Source organism: Prevotella amnii CRIS 21A-A, assembly GCF_000177355.1.
In the GTDB taxonomy this organism is placed as follows: domain Bacteria; phylum Bacteroidota; class Bacteroidia; order Bacteroidales; family Bacteroidaceae; genus Prevotella; species Prevotella amnii.
In genome coordinates, this window is sequence record NZ_ADFQ01000064.1 from 59,286 (window position 1) to 76,111 (window position 16,826).

16 protein-coding genes are annotated in these 16,826 nt (G+C 34.8%); 13 read left to right on the forward strand and 3 right to left on the reverse strand.

Annotated elements, in window-relative coordinates; all coding sequences use genetic code 11:
- Positions 1 to 267 precede the first annotated feature (267 nt).
- The 12 genes from HMPREF9018_RS05850 (at position 268) to HMPREF9018_RS05905 (ending at position 10,974) form a co-directional block, all read left to right on the forward strand.
- Entirely contained in the window at positions 268 to 1,464 is a 1,197-nt protein-coding gene (locus HMPREF9018_RS05850) for a pyridoxal phosphate-dependent aminotransferase (protein ID WP_008449239.1), read from the forward strand.
- A gap of 225 nt (positions 1,465 to 1,689) precedes the next feature.
- Positions 1,690 to 2,529, forward strand: a complete 840-nt coding sequence (locus tag HMPREF9018_RS05855) for a MotA/TolQ/ExbB proton channel family protein (protein ID WP_008449304.1) — start codon at positions 1,690 to 1,692, stop codon at positions 2,527 to 2,529.
- Positions 2,530 to 2,559: 30 nt separating this feature from the next.
- Positions 2,560 to 3,213 carry an ExbD/TolR family protein gene (locus HMPREF9018_RS05860; RefSeq protein ID WP_019035579.1) on the forward strand — a complete coding sequence of 218 codons (654 nt, stop codon included), beginning with the start codon at positions 2,560 to 2,562 and terminating at the stop codon, positions 3,211 to 3,213.
- Between the two features lies 1 nt (position 3,214).
- Positions 3,215 to 3,904: an ExbD/TolR family protein gene (locus HMPREF9018_RS05865; RefSeq protein ID WP_008449286.1), complete on the forward strand. Its 690-nt coding sequence runs from the start codon at positions 3,215 to 3,217 to the stop codon at positions 3,902 to 3,904.
- Between the two features lie 36 nt (positions 3,905 to 3,940).
- Positions 3,941 to 4,825 (forward strand): energy transducer TonB, encoded by an 885-nt coding sequence (locus HMPREF9018_RS05870; RefSeq protein ID WP_008449365.1) that lies wholly within the window; start codon positions 3,941 to 3,943, stop codon positions 4,823 to 4,825.
- Between the two features lie 324 nt (positions 4,826 to 5,149).
- A complete protein-coding gene (locus HMPREF9018_RS05875; RefSeq protein ID WP_232724648.1) occupies positions 5,150 to 5,818 on the forward strand; it encodes a DUF3298 domain-containing protein in 669 nt (222 codons plus the stop codon).
- Positions 5,819 to 5,827: 9 nt separating this feature from the next.
- Positions 5,828 to 6,454 (forward strand): 16S rRNA (guanine(527)-N(7))-methyltransferase RsmG, encoded by a 627-nt coding sequence (gene rsmG / locus HMPREF9018_RS05880; protein ID WP_008449384.1) that lies wholly within the window; start codon positions 5,828 to 5,830, stop codon positions 6,452 to 6,454.
- 53 nt (positions 6,455 to 6,507) lie between these two features.
- On the forward strand, positions 6,508 to 7,152 hold the full coding sequence (locus HMPREF9018_RS05885) for an MBL fold metallo-hydrolase (protein ID WP_008449266.1): 645 nt from the start codon (positions 6,508 to 6,510) through the stop codon (positions 7,150 to 7,152).
- Between the two features lie 5 nt (positions 7,153 to 7,157).
- On the forward strand, positions 7,158 to 7,739 hold the full coding sequence (gene ruvC, locus HMPREF9018_RS05890) for a crossover junction endodeoxyribonuclease RuvC (protein ID WP_008449241.1): 582 nt from the start codon (positions 7,158 to 7,160) through the stop codon (positions 7,737 to 7,739).
- Positions 7,740 to 8,213: 474 nt separating this feature from the next.
- Positions 8,214 to 8,783: a xanthine phosphoribosyltransferase gene (gene xpt / locus HMPREF9018_RS05895; protein WP_008449317.1), complete on the forward strand. Its 570-nt coding sequence runs from the start codon at positions 8,214 to 8,216 to the stop codon at positions 8,781 to 8,783.
- A 108-nt stretch (positions 8,784 to 8,891) separates the two neighbouring features.
- Positions 8,892 to 10,235 (forward strand): nucleobase:cation symporter-2 family protein, encoded by a 1,344-nt coding sequence (locus HMPREF9018_RS05900; protein ID WP_008449291.1) that lies wholly within the window; start codon positions 8,892 to 8,894, stop codon positions 10,233 to 10,235.
- A 247-nt stretch (positions 10,236 to 10,482) separates the two neighbouring features.
- Complete coding sequence (locus tag HMPREF9018_RS05905) at positions 10,483 to 10,974, forward strand: hypothetical protein (RefSeq protein WP_008449226.1); 492 nt, start codon at positions 10,483 to 10,485, stop codon at positions 10,972 to 10,974.
- Between the two features lie 222 nt (positions 10,975 to 11,196).
- Here the strand turns inward: HMPREF9018_RS05905 and HMPREF9018_RS05910 are convergent, their stop codons facing one another.
- The 3 genes from HMPREF9018_RS05910 to HMPREF9018_RS05920 are packed head-to-tail and all read right to left on the reverse strand — an operon-like array spanning position 11,197 to position 12,898.
- On the reverse strand, positions 11,197 to 11,466 hold the full coding sequence (locus HMPREF9018_RS05910; RefSeq protein ID WP_008449333.1) for a hypothetical protein: 270 nt from the start codon (positions 11,464 to 11,466) through the stop codon (positions 11,197 to 11,199).
- A 12-nt stretch (positions 11,467 to 11,478) separates the two neighbouring features.
- The gene (gene pssA / locus HMPREF9018_RS05915) at positions 11,479 to 12,189 is read right to left on the reverse strand and encodes a CDP-diacylglycerol--serine O-phosphatidyltransferase (protein ID WP_008449345.1); all 711 of its coding nucleotides are present in this window, start codon (positions 12,187 to 12,189) and stop codon (positions 11,479 to 11,481) included.
- Between the two features lies 1 nt (position 12,190).
- Positions 12,191 to 12,898 carry a phosphatidylserine decarboxylase family protein gene (locus HMPREF9018_RS05920; protein WP_008449322.1) on the reverse strand — a complete coding sequence of 236 codons (708 nt, stop codon included), beginning with the start codon at positions 12,896 to 12,898 and terminating at the stop codon, positions 12,191 to 12,193.
- Between the two features lie 127 nt (positions 12,899 to 13,025).
- Between HMPREF9018_RS05920 and dnaE the strand changes: the two genes are divergently transcribed.
- Entirely contained in the window at positions 13,026 to 16,751 is a 3,726-nt protein-coding gene (gene dnaE / locus HMPREF9018_RS05925; RefSeq protein ID WP_008449315.1) for a DNA polymerase III subunit alpha, read from the forward strand.
- Positions 16,752 to 16,826 lie beyond the last annotated feature (75 nt).

Below are 16,826 nucleotides of genomic sequence, written 5' to 3' on the forward strand. Positions count from 1 at the left end.
AAAGATATAAAAAAAGACATATTTACACAATAATAATATCGCAAATATATACTTTTTAAGGTTAGAAAAAACTTTTTTCACTATTTTATTCGCATTATACTTATACTTATTACAAATACCTTTTAAATGTCTACAAAAATGTTTATATTATACGTGTTATTACAAATTAGGGGGAGAATTATTTAAATATTAGTCTAAAAAGTTCCATATTATAATAAAAAGTATTATTTTTGCAGCGTTTATTATTCACAATGTAATATCTGCTATATGACACAACAACTGTCGAAACGTTTAAAAAGATTATCACCTTCTGCCACTTTGGCTATGTCGCAAAAGAGTAGTGAAATGAAAGCTACAGGTATTGACGTTATTAATATGAGTGTGGGAGAACCAGACTTTATGACCCCTAACCACATAAAAGAGGCTGCTAAGAAGGCTATCGATGAGAACTATTCTAAATATTCACCAGTAGCTGGCTTCCAAGAATTACGTAAAGCCATAGTTAATAAACTAAAAATAGAAAATAATCTTAACTACAATACAAATGAAGTGGTAGTAAGCACGGGAGGTAAGCAGGCTGTTTGTAATACCATACTATCTTTAATTGATCATGGAGATGAGGTAATTATACCTGCACCCTATTGGGTAAGTTACCCTCAAATGGTATTATTAGCAGGAGGTAAACCTATATATGTATCGGCTAGCTTTGAGCAAAACTTTAAAATAACTCCTACGCAAATAGAAAAGGCTATTAGCGAAAAAACAAAGTTGATTATACTATGTTCGCCAAGCAATCCAACAGGTAGTGTATACACTGCTGATGAATTAGAAGCATTATCAAAGGTAATTCTTAAATATGAAAATCTCTACGTACTTTCAGATGAAATATACGAACACATTACTTATACAAACACACATACAAGTATAGCTTCTTTTAAAAACATGAAAGACCGCACTATCATCTGCAATGGTGTTAGTAAAGCTTATGCTATGACAGGATGGCGATTAGGTTGGGTGGCTGCTCCTGAATGGATAGCAAAAGGTGTTTGCAAGCTACAAAGCCAATATACTTCCGGAGCAAGCAGTGTAAGTCAAATGGCTGCATTAGCCGCTTATGAAAGCAATCAAAGCTGTGTAAAAACATCATGTAGTAAATTTAAAAAGAGAAGAGACCTTATAGTAAATTTAGCAAAAGAAATAGCAGACATCGAAGTAAATGTACCAGAAGGAGCTTTTTACCTCTTCCCAAAATGTTCTAAACTTTTTGGTAAAAAATATAACGACAAACAAATTAATACCGCTACAGATTTAGCAATGTTTCTTTTAGAGGAAGCTCATGTCGCAGTAGTAGGAGGCGATGACTTTGGCGCACCAGATTGTTTTAGAATTAGTTATGCTACAAGTGAAGAAAATATTATAACAGCATTAAAACGAATTAAAAGCGCATTACTAAAATTAAAATAAAAAAAAATTACAATATAAGAATTTTATTAGATTGAAACATATACAAAATATGATTGTTAAAAGTTACTAATTATCGTGATAGTTTGGTATTAATTGTTATCTTTGCGCTGTTAAACATCATGAAAATGTCAATAAAGTCATAGAGTGATAATAAAGCTTTTGAAATCAAATAAATAATAACAAATAAATTCATTAATAACTAAAAAATTAAAAGTTCATTTAATTATGGCAACAACACAAAAAAAAGCAGCCCCAGCTAAGAAGTCTGAGGGCTTCACAGGAGTTAGAGGCGCATTTTGGATAATCGTCGTTTGCGCAGTCGTAGCATTTGTATTGTTTTTCACATGGTTTGCTAACCCTATGCACTTCCAAGATGGTGGAACAAGAGAAACTCCTGCTGACGTTTGGGGTACTATCTATAAAGGTGGTGTTGTGGTACCAGTTATCCACACATTATTACTCACCGTTCTTGCAATGTCTATAGAACGTTGGCTTGCTCTTAAAACAGCTTTCGGCAAGGGTGCTCTACCAAAGTTCGTTCAGAACATTAAAGCAGCATTAAACAATAATGATTTAGCAAAAGCTAACCAGCTTTGTGATCAACAAAGAGGTTCTGTTGCAAATGTTGTAAAAGCATCTTTGAATGCTTACAAAAACATGGAAACAGGTGCTAATTCAAGTTTAAAGAAGGCTAACAAAGTGGCTAAAATACAGCAAGCTCACGAAGAGGCTACTCAGTTAGAAATGCCTACATTAACCATGAATCTACCTATTGTTGCAACACTTGTTACACTTGGTACTCTTACTGGTTTGTTAGGTACTGTAACCGGTATGATTAAGTCGTTCTCTGCTTTGGCTTCTGGTGGCGGTGCAGACTCTGCTGCTCTTTCTGCTGGTATTTCTGAGGCTTTGATCAACACTGCTTTTGGTATTGCTACTTCGTGGTGTGCTGTAGTTTCTTACAACTATTTCTCAAACAAGGTAGACAAGTTGACATACGCTCTTGATGAGGTTGGTTACTCTATTGCTCAGACATACGAAGCAAACCACACAGACGAAGCTTAATTTTTGCTAACCCTTTAAATATTTATCGCTATGGGTAAAGTAAAAATTAAGAAGTCGGACACGTTTATAGACATGACACCTATGTCTGACGTTATGACCCTTCTTCTTACCTTCTTCATGCTTACATCTACATTTGTAAAGAGTGAGCCTGTAAAGGTAAACACCCCAGGGTCTGTGTCAGAAACAAAAGTGCCAGAGAATGGTGTCTTAACAATTATCGTCAGCCCTGAAAAGACGGCTGCAGGTACACCTACGGGGAATGGTCAGGTATTCATGAGCTATGATAACACTAATCAACTGGCTCAAATAGTAGATAACATGACAACATTGACCCCTGCACAGAAAAAAGTATTTGTAGCAGAATCAACATTCGGTACTCCTTTGGACAAACTCCCAGAATACTTAATGCTACCTGCTGCAAAACGTACAACAGAACTTCCAAAAATGGGTATTCCACTTGACAGTATCAAAGGACAAGACTTTACAGAATTTCAACAATGGGTAAACGCTGCACGCCAAGTTAATCCTAAAGTAAGATTAGCTATAAAGTCGGATGCAGATACTCCTTATGGCACTGTTAAGAAAGTAATGAGCGAACTTCAAGATATGGACGAGAGCCATTACTACATGATTACTCAATTGGATGCTAAAAAGGCCGCACAGGCTAGAGAGGAGGTTAAGTAATATGGCAGAAATGGTTTCTAATAACAACGGAGGCGGGAAGCAAAAGAAAATGACCGTACGTGTCGATTTTACTCCGATGGTGGATATGCTTATGTTGCTTATCACATTCTTCATGCTATGTACATCTTTAAGCAAGCCTTCTACCATGGAGCTAACTATGCCAAGTAATGACAAGAACACTCCAGATGCTAAAAAGAATGAAGCTAAAGAATCTCACTCTATTACCATTTATATCGCTGATGGTGATAAGATGTTTTACGGTGAAGGTAAGCCAGAGTATGATAATCCATCTTGGTTAAAGCCTGCTGATTGGACTAAAGGCACTACAGGTATCCGCTATGTCCTTCAACACAAGCAAATTGGTGGTGGAGATACTGGGGAGAATGCTTCAATTCCTTATCAAGATCTTAGCATTGCTATGCAAGAACTTGAAAAGAAGAAACAAGCTAATCCTAAAGCTTATCCTGACAGTGTATATCAGGCAGAGGTAGCTAATATTAAGAGTGGTCAGATAAATGGCACTAAGGTTGGTACATTAACTGTTGTAATTAAACTAACAGATAAGGCTTCATATCATCACTTAGTGGATATCCTCGATGAAATGCAGATTTCATACATTGGAACATTTGTTATTGATAAATTGAATGACCAAGACAAGGCTCTTCTTGTTAAAAAAGGTGTTCAATTATAATCAATATACTAGTAACAATTAAAGAATAGAAAGACAATGGCAAAAATAGATCTATACGATCCTAAATGGGTCGAAATGGTATTCGCCAACAAAAACAAAGAGTATGGAGCTTACAAGCTACGTAAGGGAACATCTCTGCGTAATATTAAGGCGTTAGCTATATTGCTTATTGCTGCATTCCTTGGAGGAGGCTATTTAGCTTACCAAATCAAAAAGCACAATGACGATTTGGCAGCTCAAGCAGCATATGCAGCAAAGATGGAAGCAGCAGCTCTGGAACAAGCTAAAAAGGAACAAGCTGAACGTAAGAAGCAACAACCTAAAGCTGAGCCCAAGAAGATTGAGCCAGAAAAGGTTGTTCCTCAAACTCGTGCAACAGTTAAGTTTACTGCTCCTGTCATCAAAGATGATAAAGATGTTAAGGAAGAAATGCCTCCTATGGTGAAGATGAACAAGGAGACAAAAGCTATTGGTAGTGAATCTAAGGAAGGTGTAAATGATCGTACCGAAGTGGCTGCAAGAAGTACTGTAGCAACTCCAGACCAAATTGTTCCTAAGATAGAAGCACCTAAGGTTGAAGCTAAACAAGAAGCTCCAGCTGAGGATATAGCTACTAAAGTTTTCACCGTAGCAGAACAAATGCCTACTTTTAAAGGTGATGTTAACAGCTGGTTAAGTTCTCATATTACTTATCCTGCAGTGGCTGCAGAAAATGGTGTTCAAGGTAAAGTTATTGTTAAGTTCGTTGTAGGACGTGATGGTAGCGTTAGTCAAGCACAGGTACTTCGCGGTGTAGACCCTGCCCTTGATCGTGAGGCTCTACGAGTTGTGAACAGTATGCCTAAGTGGAATCCTGGCATGAATAATGGTCAGGCTGCCAATGTATGGTTTACTCTTCCTATTACATTCAGATTGCAATAATAACTAATTTTCCTTTTTAATTAGTTAAATCTTATTCAGAGGAGATATGGAAAAATATAGCCATATCTCCTTTTTTATTTTCCAAATAAACCTTTATCTTTATTATAAACAAACAAGATTATCGGAAAGTACCTTCCATTTTCTCATCAACTACTTTTATGGCTTTAAAATATGGTAAACTTCAGCATTTATGCAAAAGTTACAGCTATTTTTTGTAATTTTGTTCATATTATGACAAAGAAATCATTTATATTATGTACGTTCTTAGTTGTAGGGAGCTTTCTTTTATGTAGCTGCTATAAAAAAAACAAATCAGCTAAAGTATTGACGCTTCCAATAACTAAAGCCGTTATAGACACAACAGCACATCTTTCAGATAATATTACTTGTGAAGTTCATGTAGAGTTTTCTTATTTAAAAGGAGAAAAATATTCTACTACTACCGATTCTTTACTAAGAATGGGGTTGTTACAACCAGATTATCTTTCCATTTTAAACGAGCACATCACTCCAAAACATGCCTTGATAATTTTTGCTGAAAAATATATAAAAGAATATTTTTATATGGCTAAACTTATTCGCCAACATGAAAAACAAAATGCAAAAACAAAAGGTAAACTATTTATAAATGTTACATTATCTTCTGGAGATGGTGACAATATAGTGGCAACATCCAACATATCGATAGATGATGGCAGTGGTATTAAAACAAAATACTGCATTATTCGCAATTTTAATCCTAAAACAGGAAAACTTCTTACACTAAAAGATAGATACGGAAATAAAGAGATGAATAATGTTATCATAGATGCTTTTGGTAAGAAGCTAAACATTGATGATCCTACATTAAAAGATATTCAAGCAAAAGGCTTTTTTGAGAATATAAATATTTATCCTGCAAGCAATTATATTTTTACTGACGATTCCACTATTTTTGTCTATAATCCAGGAGAAATTAATAGTAAGGGGATACGAATAGCTATTAAAAAATAAATTACTATTATGCAAATAGACATTATAAAAAAATATTTTAAGGATCTCAGTGATAAACAAATAAAACAGTTTAGTTTGCTGTACGATCTGTATCAAGATTGGAATGCTAAAATAAATATTATTTCTCGTAAAGATATAGATAACTTATATGAACATCATGTGTTACACTCTATGGCTATAGCAAAGCTGATACATTTTAAGGCTGGCACTACTATTCTCGACTTTGGCACTGGTGGAGGTTTCCCCGGAATACCTTTAGCTATTTTGTTCCCTGAGGTAAGTTTTAAAATGATAGATGGTACTGGTAAGAAGATTAAAGTAGCCACAGAGATAGGTAAAGATATAGAACTAAGAAATATCCTTCCTATGCACATGCGCGGAGAAGAAGAAAAAGATAAGTTTGATTTTATCGTATCTCGAGCAGTAATGCCATTACCTAATTTGATAAAAATAGTAAGGAAAAATATTTCCAAAGAGCAGCACAACGCTTTACCCAATGGTGTTATAGTACTAAAAGGAGGAAATCTTAAAGAAGAAACTAAATCATTTAAAAAAATTATAGAACAGATAGAGCTTACTCAATGGTTTGAAGAAGAATGGTTTAAGGACAAATATATTCTATATTTACCTTGTTAAATTTTATTTTAAAAAGTTCTATATAAATTATACTTTATTTTGGGAGATATGTTATGATCAAAGTAGAATGTTTTTCATGTAATATGTTAGCAGAGAATTGTTTTGTTGTAAGCGATGAAACTAAAGAATGTGTTATTATTGATTGTGGTGCTTATCGTAGCGAAGAGCGAAATAAGATTATAAAATATATACAAGAAGAAAAATTAAAACCTGTTCATCTGCTTTCTACGCATGGACATCTTGACCACCATTTAGGTGATAACACAATATTTGAAACATACGGGCTCAAGCCAGAAGCACATGAAGGGGATCGCACTTGGATGGAAAATCCTCAAAATGCTGCTTCAACAATCTTTGGTATAACATTAAATTACGATTTGCCCGAAACCAATTATTGTATAAAAAATAATACCATCATCAAGTTTGGGACACATTCTTTAAAAACTATAGCTACTCCTGGCCACTCCAATGGCTCAGTATGTTACTATTGCGAAAAAGAACACTTACTTTTTACTGGAGATACTTTATTCAAAAGAAGTATAGGAAGAACAGATTTTCCTGGAGGCAGTATGTTTCAAATGGTAAGTTCGTTACGCTTATTAGCACAATTACCTGACGAAACTATCATATACCCAGGCCATGGTGATAGCTCCACTATAGGTTACGAGGTTGCCCATAATCTTTATTTAGATAGATAAAATAGATGCTTTCTCCTACTTCAAAAACAGAAAAAATCATTTTAGGCATAGACCCTGGCACTAATGTTATGGGATATGGTTTACTCCGCGCTGTAGGTAACAAAGCAAACCTGATTGTTATGGGTATTATAGATATGCGTAAAGAAAAAGATATATATTTACGCTTAGGGAAAATCTTCGACCGCGTAACAGGGATTATTGAAGAATACCTACCTGATGAGTTAGCCATAGAAGCACCTTTCTTTGGTAAAAATGTGCAATCTATGCTCAAACTTGGTCGTGCCCAAGGTGTTGCCATTGCTGCTGCTATACATCATGATATACCAATACATGAATATGCTCCACTGAAGATAAAAATGGCTATTACTGGCAACGGTGCTGCTTCTAAAGAACAAGTTGCTAATATGTTACAAAAATTATTACATTTAAGAGATGACCAAATGCCCCATTTTATGGATGCCACTGACGCTGTAGGTGCAGCCTACTGTCATTTTTTACAAAGTAATTGCCCTGAAACTGATGCTAAACATTATGGCTCATGGAAAGATTTTATACAAAAAAACAAGAAAAAAGTTTTGCAAGGTTAAAAGATTATCCCTACCTTTGCAGCGTTATCCTGAAAACAATCTTTTTACCTTACAAAACTAATACCTATTTGAAATTGAAGCGGTCACCTGTGAAGGACACTGCTTCTTTTATTTTATACCATATCATAAAAAACGCTTTCATCTTTATATGCCTTCTTCCTTTATAAAAATTTGTTATATTTTCACTTACAAGTAAATATTTTTTTTAGCAAAACAACCAAACCTTTTTTTTTGTTTTTTAAATGATAATCTTTTTTACCAAACAGCAATATAATTTTTAGGATAATACTTTTTAAATCCTTGACATAAGACTATCAGAAAATTTCTCATTCTTGTCTTAATAAAAAAGCAAAACTATTCTTTTTATATATGTTATTTTTAGTAAATTTGCATGCAATTAATTATGGAGTGAGAGTGAATAAATATTTTCTTTTCATTTCTTTTTTTATTAAGTATTGAAAATTAATTGTAATAATGAAAGTTTTATGTGAGCGTATTCTAAAAGAGGGTAAATGTTTTGAAGGTGGTATTCTTAAGGTAGATAAGTTTATCAATCATCAAATGGATCCTAACTTGATGAAACAAATAGCTGTAGAATTTATCCGTAGATATGCATCTACAGAAATTAACAAGATTATAACCATAGAAGCAAGTGGTATTGCACCTGCTATAATGATGGGATTTTTACTCGATCTACCCGTTGTTTTTGCTAAGAAGAAAACACCTTCTACTATGAGTGATATGCTTATTACTAAAGTTTTTTCGTTTACTAAGCAAAGAGAGTATAACATTGTTATATCAAAAGAATATCTTACAAAAGAAGATAAGGTTTTATTTGTAGATGATTTCCTCGCTTATGGTAATGCTGCAAAAGGGATAATAGACTTATGTGCTCAAGCAGGTGCTGAGCTAGTGGGCATGGGGTTTATTATAGAAAAGGAGTTCCAGCATGGCAGAAGTATAATAGAAAAAGCAGGAGTTCGCTGTGAGAGTTTAGCTATTATAGAATCGCTTGAAAACTGTAAAATAAAATTGAGGAGATAATTAAAACATAAAGAGGTGGGCTTATTAAAGTTCACCTCTTTACATATATATTTTTATAATTAAGATATATTATAAGACAAGTATAAAAGAATAAATTTACTTTATGTTATGGAAGAAAAGAAAGAACTTATCTATGGACTTAATGATCGTCCTCCATTTCGTGAATCTCTCTTTGCTGCTATGCAGCATTTATTAGCAATCTTTGTGGCTATCATAACACCACCTCTTATTATTAGTTCTGCTTTACAGTTTGATATAAATACTACTGCTTTTATGGTGTCAATGTCTTTATTTGTATCAGGTATAGCGACGTTTATCCAATGTCATACCATTGGCCCTATAGGAGCTGGGTTACTATGCATTCAGGGTACTTCTTTTTCATTTATTAGTCCTATCATAGGAGCAGGAATGTTAGGTATGGTAGGTGGAAAGATGAATGTAGAAGTGGGGTTAAGTTATATTTTTGGAGCGTGCCTTGTTTCGTCAGTAGTTGAAATGGTCGTAAGTAGGATACTACCCTATACCCGCAAGATAATTACTCCTTTAGTATCAGGTATTGTCGTTACTTTAATAGGTCTGTGTTTGATAAAAGCTGGTATCACATCATGTGGAGGAGGCCAAGGTGCTATGAGTAAAGGTACCTTTGGCTCTATTCAAAATCTTAGCATAGCTCTTTTAGTATTAGTAAGTATTATCTTTTTTAATCGTTCTAAGAATCGCTTCTTGCGAATGGGGTCTATTGTGCTTGGTTTAATTATAGGCTGCTTAGTAGCTTATTTTTGGGGCATGATAGATTTTAGTACATTGACAGAGTCTACTTCTTTTTATCTTCCCGTACCATTTAAGTATGGTTTACGCTTCGATTTAGGCACTATCATAGCTATAGGTCTTATCTACCTTGTTACTGCAGTAGAGGCTTTTGGAGATATTACAGCCAATTCGCTTATTTCGGGGCAACCTGTAGAAGGCAATGTCTTTATGAAACGTGCACGAGGAGGTATATTAGCAGATGGCTTCAATTCTATGTTAGCTGCTATCTTTAACAGCTTTCCAAACTCTATCTTTGCACAAAACAACGGAATGATACAGCTTACAGGTGTAGCAAGTCGTTATATTGGTTATTTCATAGCAGCTGCATTAGTAATTCTTGGATTATTTCCCGTAATAGGTATTGTCTTTTCATTAATTCCTGACTGCGTTTTGGGAGGTGCCACTTTGTTAATGTTTGGTACAGTAGCTGCTGCAGGTGTGCGCATTATATCTTCTACAGAGATCAACCGTAAGTCTGTTCTGGTCATAGCTATTAGCTTTGCTATGGGATTAAGCGTGGAGCTTGTACCTAACATTCTTGACAAAATGCCTGATGTTATTCATAATATTTTCTCCAGCGGTATTACCACAGGTGGTTTAACAGCCATCTTAGCTAATGCCTTTATTCGTATAAAGGAATAGTCTTTTATTGTTGCTCATTTGAAAGTTCATTTTTATAACGGGTGTACAGACTGCGATAATATTAAATTAAAAGAAAAACATCTTAAGCCATAGCTTATCATGATGAGTGAGCGTCAGTTTGGAGTTGAATCTACGATAGCATTTCTTTTAAGATAAATTATCCACTTTACATATAAATGCTTATCTTTGTACTACTAAATGAAAAGGTTTAATTCACATTAGATGTAGTAATATTTATAACAAATTTATGGCAAGAAAGAATAAATTTACGAAAAGTCTACCATTTAGAATAATATGCATTATAGCTATAATTTTATTTTTAGGAATAGCTTATAACTTCATCGTAGATATAGGCAAGAAAAGTAATATTACAGAAGAAGATACACAGACAGAACTGCAAGATAAAGTTTCACATGATACCATAGATATAGTTGGTGATTATTTATGGAGCAACTCAAAGAAAAAGAGCAAAAGTGAAACTACAAATGCGTCATCTACTACAGATGGGGATATAAATAATAGGGTGAAACAAGCAGATAATAAAAATAAAAAGAAGGACTCTGACCACAAAGATCCTCTCCCTCTTCCTGCTCCAGAGATAGGACCAGTACCTGAGGTGCCTCAATCTTCTACAATAACTCCTTCAAAAGCAGAATCATCATCTAAACAATCTGTACCTACTAAGCCAACGACAAAGATTGAGAAAACAGAGCCTACAAAAATAAATAAGATAGATTAGGATTTACATAACACACAATCTACAACATAAACGTTTTTCGTCATACGCGCTATTTATATTATTGGCATAAAGATATAAGCCTTTAAAGAAATAGTAAGTAGGTGTGCTTTGTGAGTAAATATCTTGTTTTATTGGTGTATGAAAACGGTTTGTTTATATAATAGATAGATAGGTAATTATAGCTAACTCATATAACCCTTCATTTCTTTTCTATAATTTTTTTTATAAAGAGGTATTTGACGGATTATTAGTTTCTGTAAAATTAACATATTCTCCCTCATTGTCTTTTATCACCTTCTTTGTACGTTGTTCCATAGATCTTTTATCTATTATAGTTTCTTCTCCTTCACGTTTGGGATTAGCATGTTGGGTAAAAAAGCCAAATCGCTGAGCATTTTTACGCACTTGCTTATAGAAACTATAAATAATCCATACTAAAGCAATGAATAGAACGATAAAAAGTAACAGAGCTAATTTTAAAAAAGATATCATAATATATAATATTTAGCCGATATTAGATTTTTCTTTTTTCATTACTATTACTGATAAAACAACATACCAAGCTATTATTATAGCAAAAGCTGTTATACCAAAAATAAGTAACAAAGGTAAGCAAGTTAATAAAAAGATGAATTTTATTTCGTTTCCTTTCCATTTCCATTGCTTAAATTTTAAAGCAAACATAGGAATCTCAGCTACCAAAAGATATGAGCTTACCAGTATCCCTGCTAATATAAAGAATAAAGCCACCGGATAACTATCAAGCTTATCCCCTATTCCTAATATTAATGATCCCCAAAACAAGGCATTAGCAGGAGTAGGCAATCCTATAAAACCTAAAGTCTGCCTCTCATCAAGATTAAATTTAGCTAATCTCAAGCCAGAGAATGCTGCCATTATAAAAGCCACGAAAGGTAGATATTCTCTTAAGGGCTCACAAAAAGATGGATATGTCATAATACCAAGTTGAGAAAACACTATTGTAGAAGGAGCCACACCAAAGGTAACTACATCAGCAAGAGAATCGAGCTCTTTACCTATAGGCGAGCTTACATGCAAAAGCCTTGCCACCATACCATCGAAGAAATCGAACACTGCTCCTATAATAATCCAAATAAAAGCATATTGAAAGTCACTAACAACAGCAAATGCTATAGCTATGCAGCCTGATATTAGGTTACAACAAGTAATACAGTTTGGTATATGTTTTTTCATTTTAAGCTTTAGTCTTTGTTTTTAATTTTGCTATAACCGTTTTATCACCTGTTGTGCTTTGCCCCATTTTTACACATATATCAGCATCAACAGGTAGGAATAAATCTACACGACTACCTAACTTGATAAATCCGAGATGCTCATCAATATAACATTCTTCTCCTTTTACTGCATAAGTTTTTACCCTACGAGCCATGGCACCAGCTATTTGGCGACATAATATATCCTGCCCATCGGCAGTAGTTATAATAACATCTGTATGCTCATTTTCTTCACTCGCTTTTGGCAGCCATGCTTTATAAAAATTACCATTAAAATGTTTTACAAATTTTACGACACCATCAACAGGAAACCAATTAGCATGTACGTTAAATAAGCTCATAAAAATAGATACCATGATTCGTTTTTCATGAAAATATTTATCCTCATTCACTTCTTCTATAACAACGATATGACCATCTGCAGGAGCTACTACTATGCCCTGAGTATCTTCAGAATCAAAATATCTGATAGGACAACGATAAAAGTTTAAAACAATACCAAATATTATTCCAAAGACTATTACAAATATACCAAATGGAACTTTGGACGGAATTACAAACCAAAGAATTAAAGCTATTATGATAAGGGCAATAGCTGAAAATAATAAGGTATTAGTACCCTCGTGATGTATTCGTATTTTCTTAAGTTTCTTTATTCTTTTTCCCATTTATGAAGACGTAATTTTATACTTTGCAAAGGTAAGTCTTTTTCATTATTCAAACAAATATTTAATAATTAAGTTTTGCTATCTGCTGTTTTCATCGTAACTTTGAAAGCGCAAAACAGAAAGTTTAATGGAAGATTATATACATTTACATGTTCACACACACTATTCTATCCTTGATGGTCAGTCGAAGGTTAGTAACCTTGTCGATAAGGCTATAAATGATGGAATGAAAGGAATGGCTATTACCGATCATGGAGTAATGTTTGGTATTAAAGAGTTTGCAGATTATTGCGCGACAAAGAATAAGGAACGTAAAGCTAAAGGTGAAGAGCCCTTTAAGCCCATCTTTGGTTGTGAGATGTATGTAGCTCGTCGTAAGTTGACTGATAAGGTGAAAGAGATGCATGACAACTCTGGTTATCATCTTATAGTGTTAGCAAAAAACTATAATGGATATAAAAATCTAATAAAATTAGTATCTAAATCTTGGGTCGATGGCTATTATTATCGCCCGAGAACAGATAGAGAACAATTAGAAAAATATCATGAAGATCTTATCATTTGTTCTGCTTGTCTGGCTGGCGAGATACCCTCTAAAATAAGAAAAGGAGACATTGAGGGAGCACGTGAAGCGTGCTTATGGTATAAGAAACTATTTGGAGACGATTTTTACCTTGAGCTTCAACGCCACGAAGTAACTGACCCTAATTTAATAGCTAATCGTGAGGCTTTCCCTCTGCAACAACAAGTGAACAGGGTGTTAATGCAGTTTGCTAAAGACTACAATATTAAGCTCGTTTGTACTAATGATTGCCATTTTGAGGATAAGGAAACAGCTGAAGCACACGACCATTTGCTTTGTCTTTCCACCAATGACGATTTAGACGACCCTAAGCGTATGCGCTATTCTAAACAAGAATGGTTTAAAACGCGAGAGGAAATGAATCAGATCTTTAGTGATGTGCCAGAAGCGTTATCAAACACCATAGAAATATTAAACAAAATAGAAATTTATGATATTAATCATGGTCCTATAATGCCCTTCTTCCCTATTCCTGAAGACTTTGGGACAGAGGCTCAATGGAGAGAAAAGTTTAGTAAAGAAGATCTTTACCATGAGTTTACATCTGATGAAAATGGTGAAAATCAGTTACCTGAGCAAGAGGCTAACAAGGTAATAGATCGTTTAGGAGGCTATGAAAAAATATATCGTATCAAGTTTGAAGCCGACTATTTAGCAAAATTGGCGTATGATGGTGCATGCCGATTGTATGGTGATCCTTTACCAGAAGAGGTAAATAGCCGCATTCGTTTTGAGCTTCATGTCATGAAGACCATGGGCTTCCCCGGATATTTCCTTATAGTGCAAGATTTTATAAATGCTGCTGAAAATGAGCTTGGCGTAATGGTAGGGCCAGGACGTGGGTCTGCTGCCGGCTCTGTTGTAGCTTATTGTTTAGGTATTACCAAGATAGATCCTTTGAAATATGACCTCCTTTTTGAGCGTTTCCTAAATCCTGACCGTGTCAACCTTCCAGATATTGATACCGACTTCGACGATGATGGGCGTGGTAAAGTCTTGCAATGGGTAATGGATAAGTATGGCCATGAGAAGTGTGCCCATATCATTACTTATTCTACAATGGCTACAAAAAATTCTATTAAAGATGTAGCACGTGTAGAAAAATTACCTCTTGAGCGTTCAAATGCTTTATGTAAAGCCATTCCTGATCGTCTTCCCAACGGAATGAAGATGAACTTGAAGAATGCTATTTCATGCACTCCAATGTTACAAGAGGCTATGGTGAGCGAGAACGAACGTGAACGCAATACTATAAAATATGCTAAAATGCTGGAAGGCACTATACGCGGTACAGGTATACATGCTTGTGGCTTTATTATTTGCCGCAATCCTATAGACGACTGGGTACCAGTATCTACGGCTACAGATCCTGACTTCCCAGACAAAAAAGTGCCAGTAACACAATATGACGGGCATGTTATAGAAACTACAGGATTGATAAAGATGGACTTTTTAGGTCTAAAGACTTTATCCGAACTCAAAGAGGCTTGTAAAGTAATTAGGCAAACTACAGGGAAAGTCATAGACATAGAAAAAATACCTATAGATGATGCTCTGACATATCAGCTTTATCAAAAAGGACAGACCGTAGGTACTTTTCAGTTTGAATCGGCTGGCATGCAGAAATATCTTAGAGAGCTCCACCCTACTGTCTTTGAGGATCTTATTGCTATGAATGCGTTATATCGACCGGGTCCGATGGATTATATACCAGACTTTATTAAGCGTAAAAACGACCCTTCCCTTGTACAGTATGATATACCTTGTATGGAGAAATATCTTAAAGACACATACGGTATTACTGTTTATCAAGAGCAGGTAATGTTACTTTCACGTCAGCTTGCTAACTTTACCCGTGGCGAAAGTGATGCCTTACGTAAGGCTATGGGTAAGAAAAAGAAAAACATTGTTGACGCCATGAAGCCTAAGTTTATTAAACAAGGGCAGGAGAATGGACATGATCCGAAGATCCTTGAAAAGATATGGAGCGACTGGGAGAAGTTTGCAAGCTATGCTTTTAACAAGTCGCATGCTACTTGTTACTCATGGGTAGCATATCAAACAGCCTATCTTAAGGCACACTATCCTGCTGAATATATGGCAGCATTAATGACAAGGCGTTTTAGTCAGATTACTGAAATTACAAAGCTGATGGAAGAGTGTAAGGCTTTAAAGATAGAAACTCTTGGACCTGATGTAAATGAAAGCCAGATAGGATTTGGAGTAAACAAACATGGAGAAATACGCTTTGGGTTATCGGCTATCAAAGGTATAGGAACAGGGGCTGCTGAAAACATTGTAAAAGAAAGAGAGAAAAATGGCCCTTATAAAGATATCTTCAACTTTATAGAGAGAGTAGATTTATGTAGCATAAATAGGAAGGTTATAGAAAGTTTAGCTTATAGTGGAGGATTTGACAACTTAGGACCTATCAAATGCCGTGAAGAGTATTTTGGTGTGAATGCTAAAGGAGAGGTCTTTCTTGATACCTTGCTACGTTATGGACAGCTTTTCCAAACGGCGAAGGCTGAAGCTGCCAACTCCTTGTTTGGAGGCTTTGATAGTGTTCCCGTTACCCGACCAGCCATTCCTGTAACAGAAAAGTGGGCTACTATAGAAAAACTTAATAAAGAGCGTGAGTTAGTGGGTATATATCTTTCTGCTCATCCGTTAGACGAATTTGCAGTGGTGCTTAATCACTTATGTAATACTCACTGTTCTCAAATACATCGTAATGCCGATATGGCAGAATTGGCAAAGACTGAAGAGATTACTTTTGGAGGAATAGTTACTAAAGTGAAAGAGTCTTTTTCTCAAAAAACTAATAAGCCTTATGCTTTTATCTCTATAGAAGATTTTGAAGGTACAGCAGAAATAGCTCTCTTTGGGGACGACTGGATACGCTGGAGCGGATTCCTTAAAGAAAGCTACACTGTATATATCACTGCAAAATGTCAGCAACGCTATAGATATAACACAAAGCTTTACTCACTTAATGTGCAGAACGTACAGCAGCTATACGATGTTAAGAATAATCGTTTAGAACGTTTAACCATAAGCGTAGACGCGTCTACATTAGATGAAAATATGATAAATGAGCTGTCTTCCGTATTTGCAAAACATAAAGGGAACACACAGCTTTATTTTAAATTGCGCAATCCTAATAACGAAAGTTTGCTCCTTCATAGTAAAGACATTGTTGTTAATCTTGATCGTAAGCTAATATCTGTACTCGATAGCTATGATGATATAGAATATAAAATTAATTAGACAAGTTCTTGCTTTTATGATGTAGTATTTAATAAAATATTATCATAAGATGAGAAAAGTATTATTAACAATTAA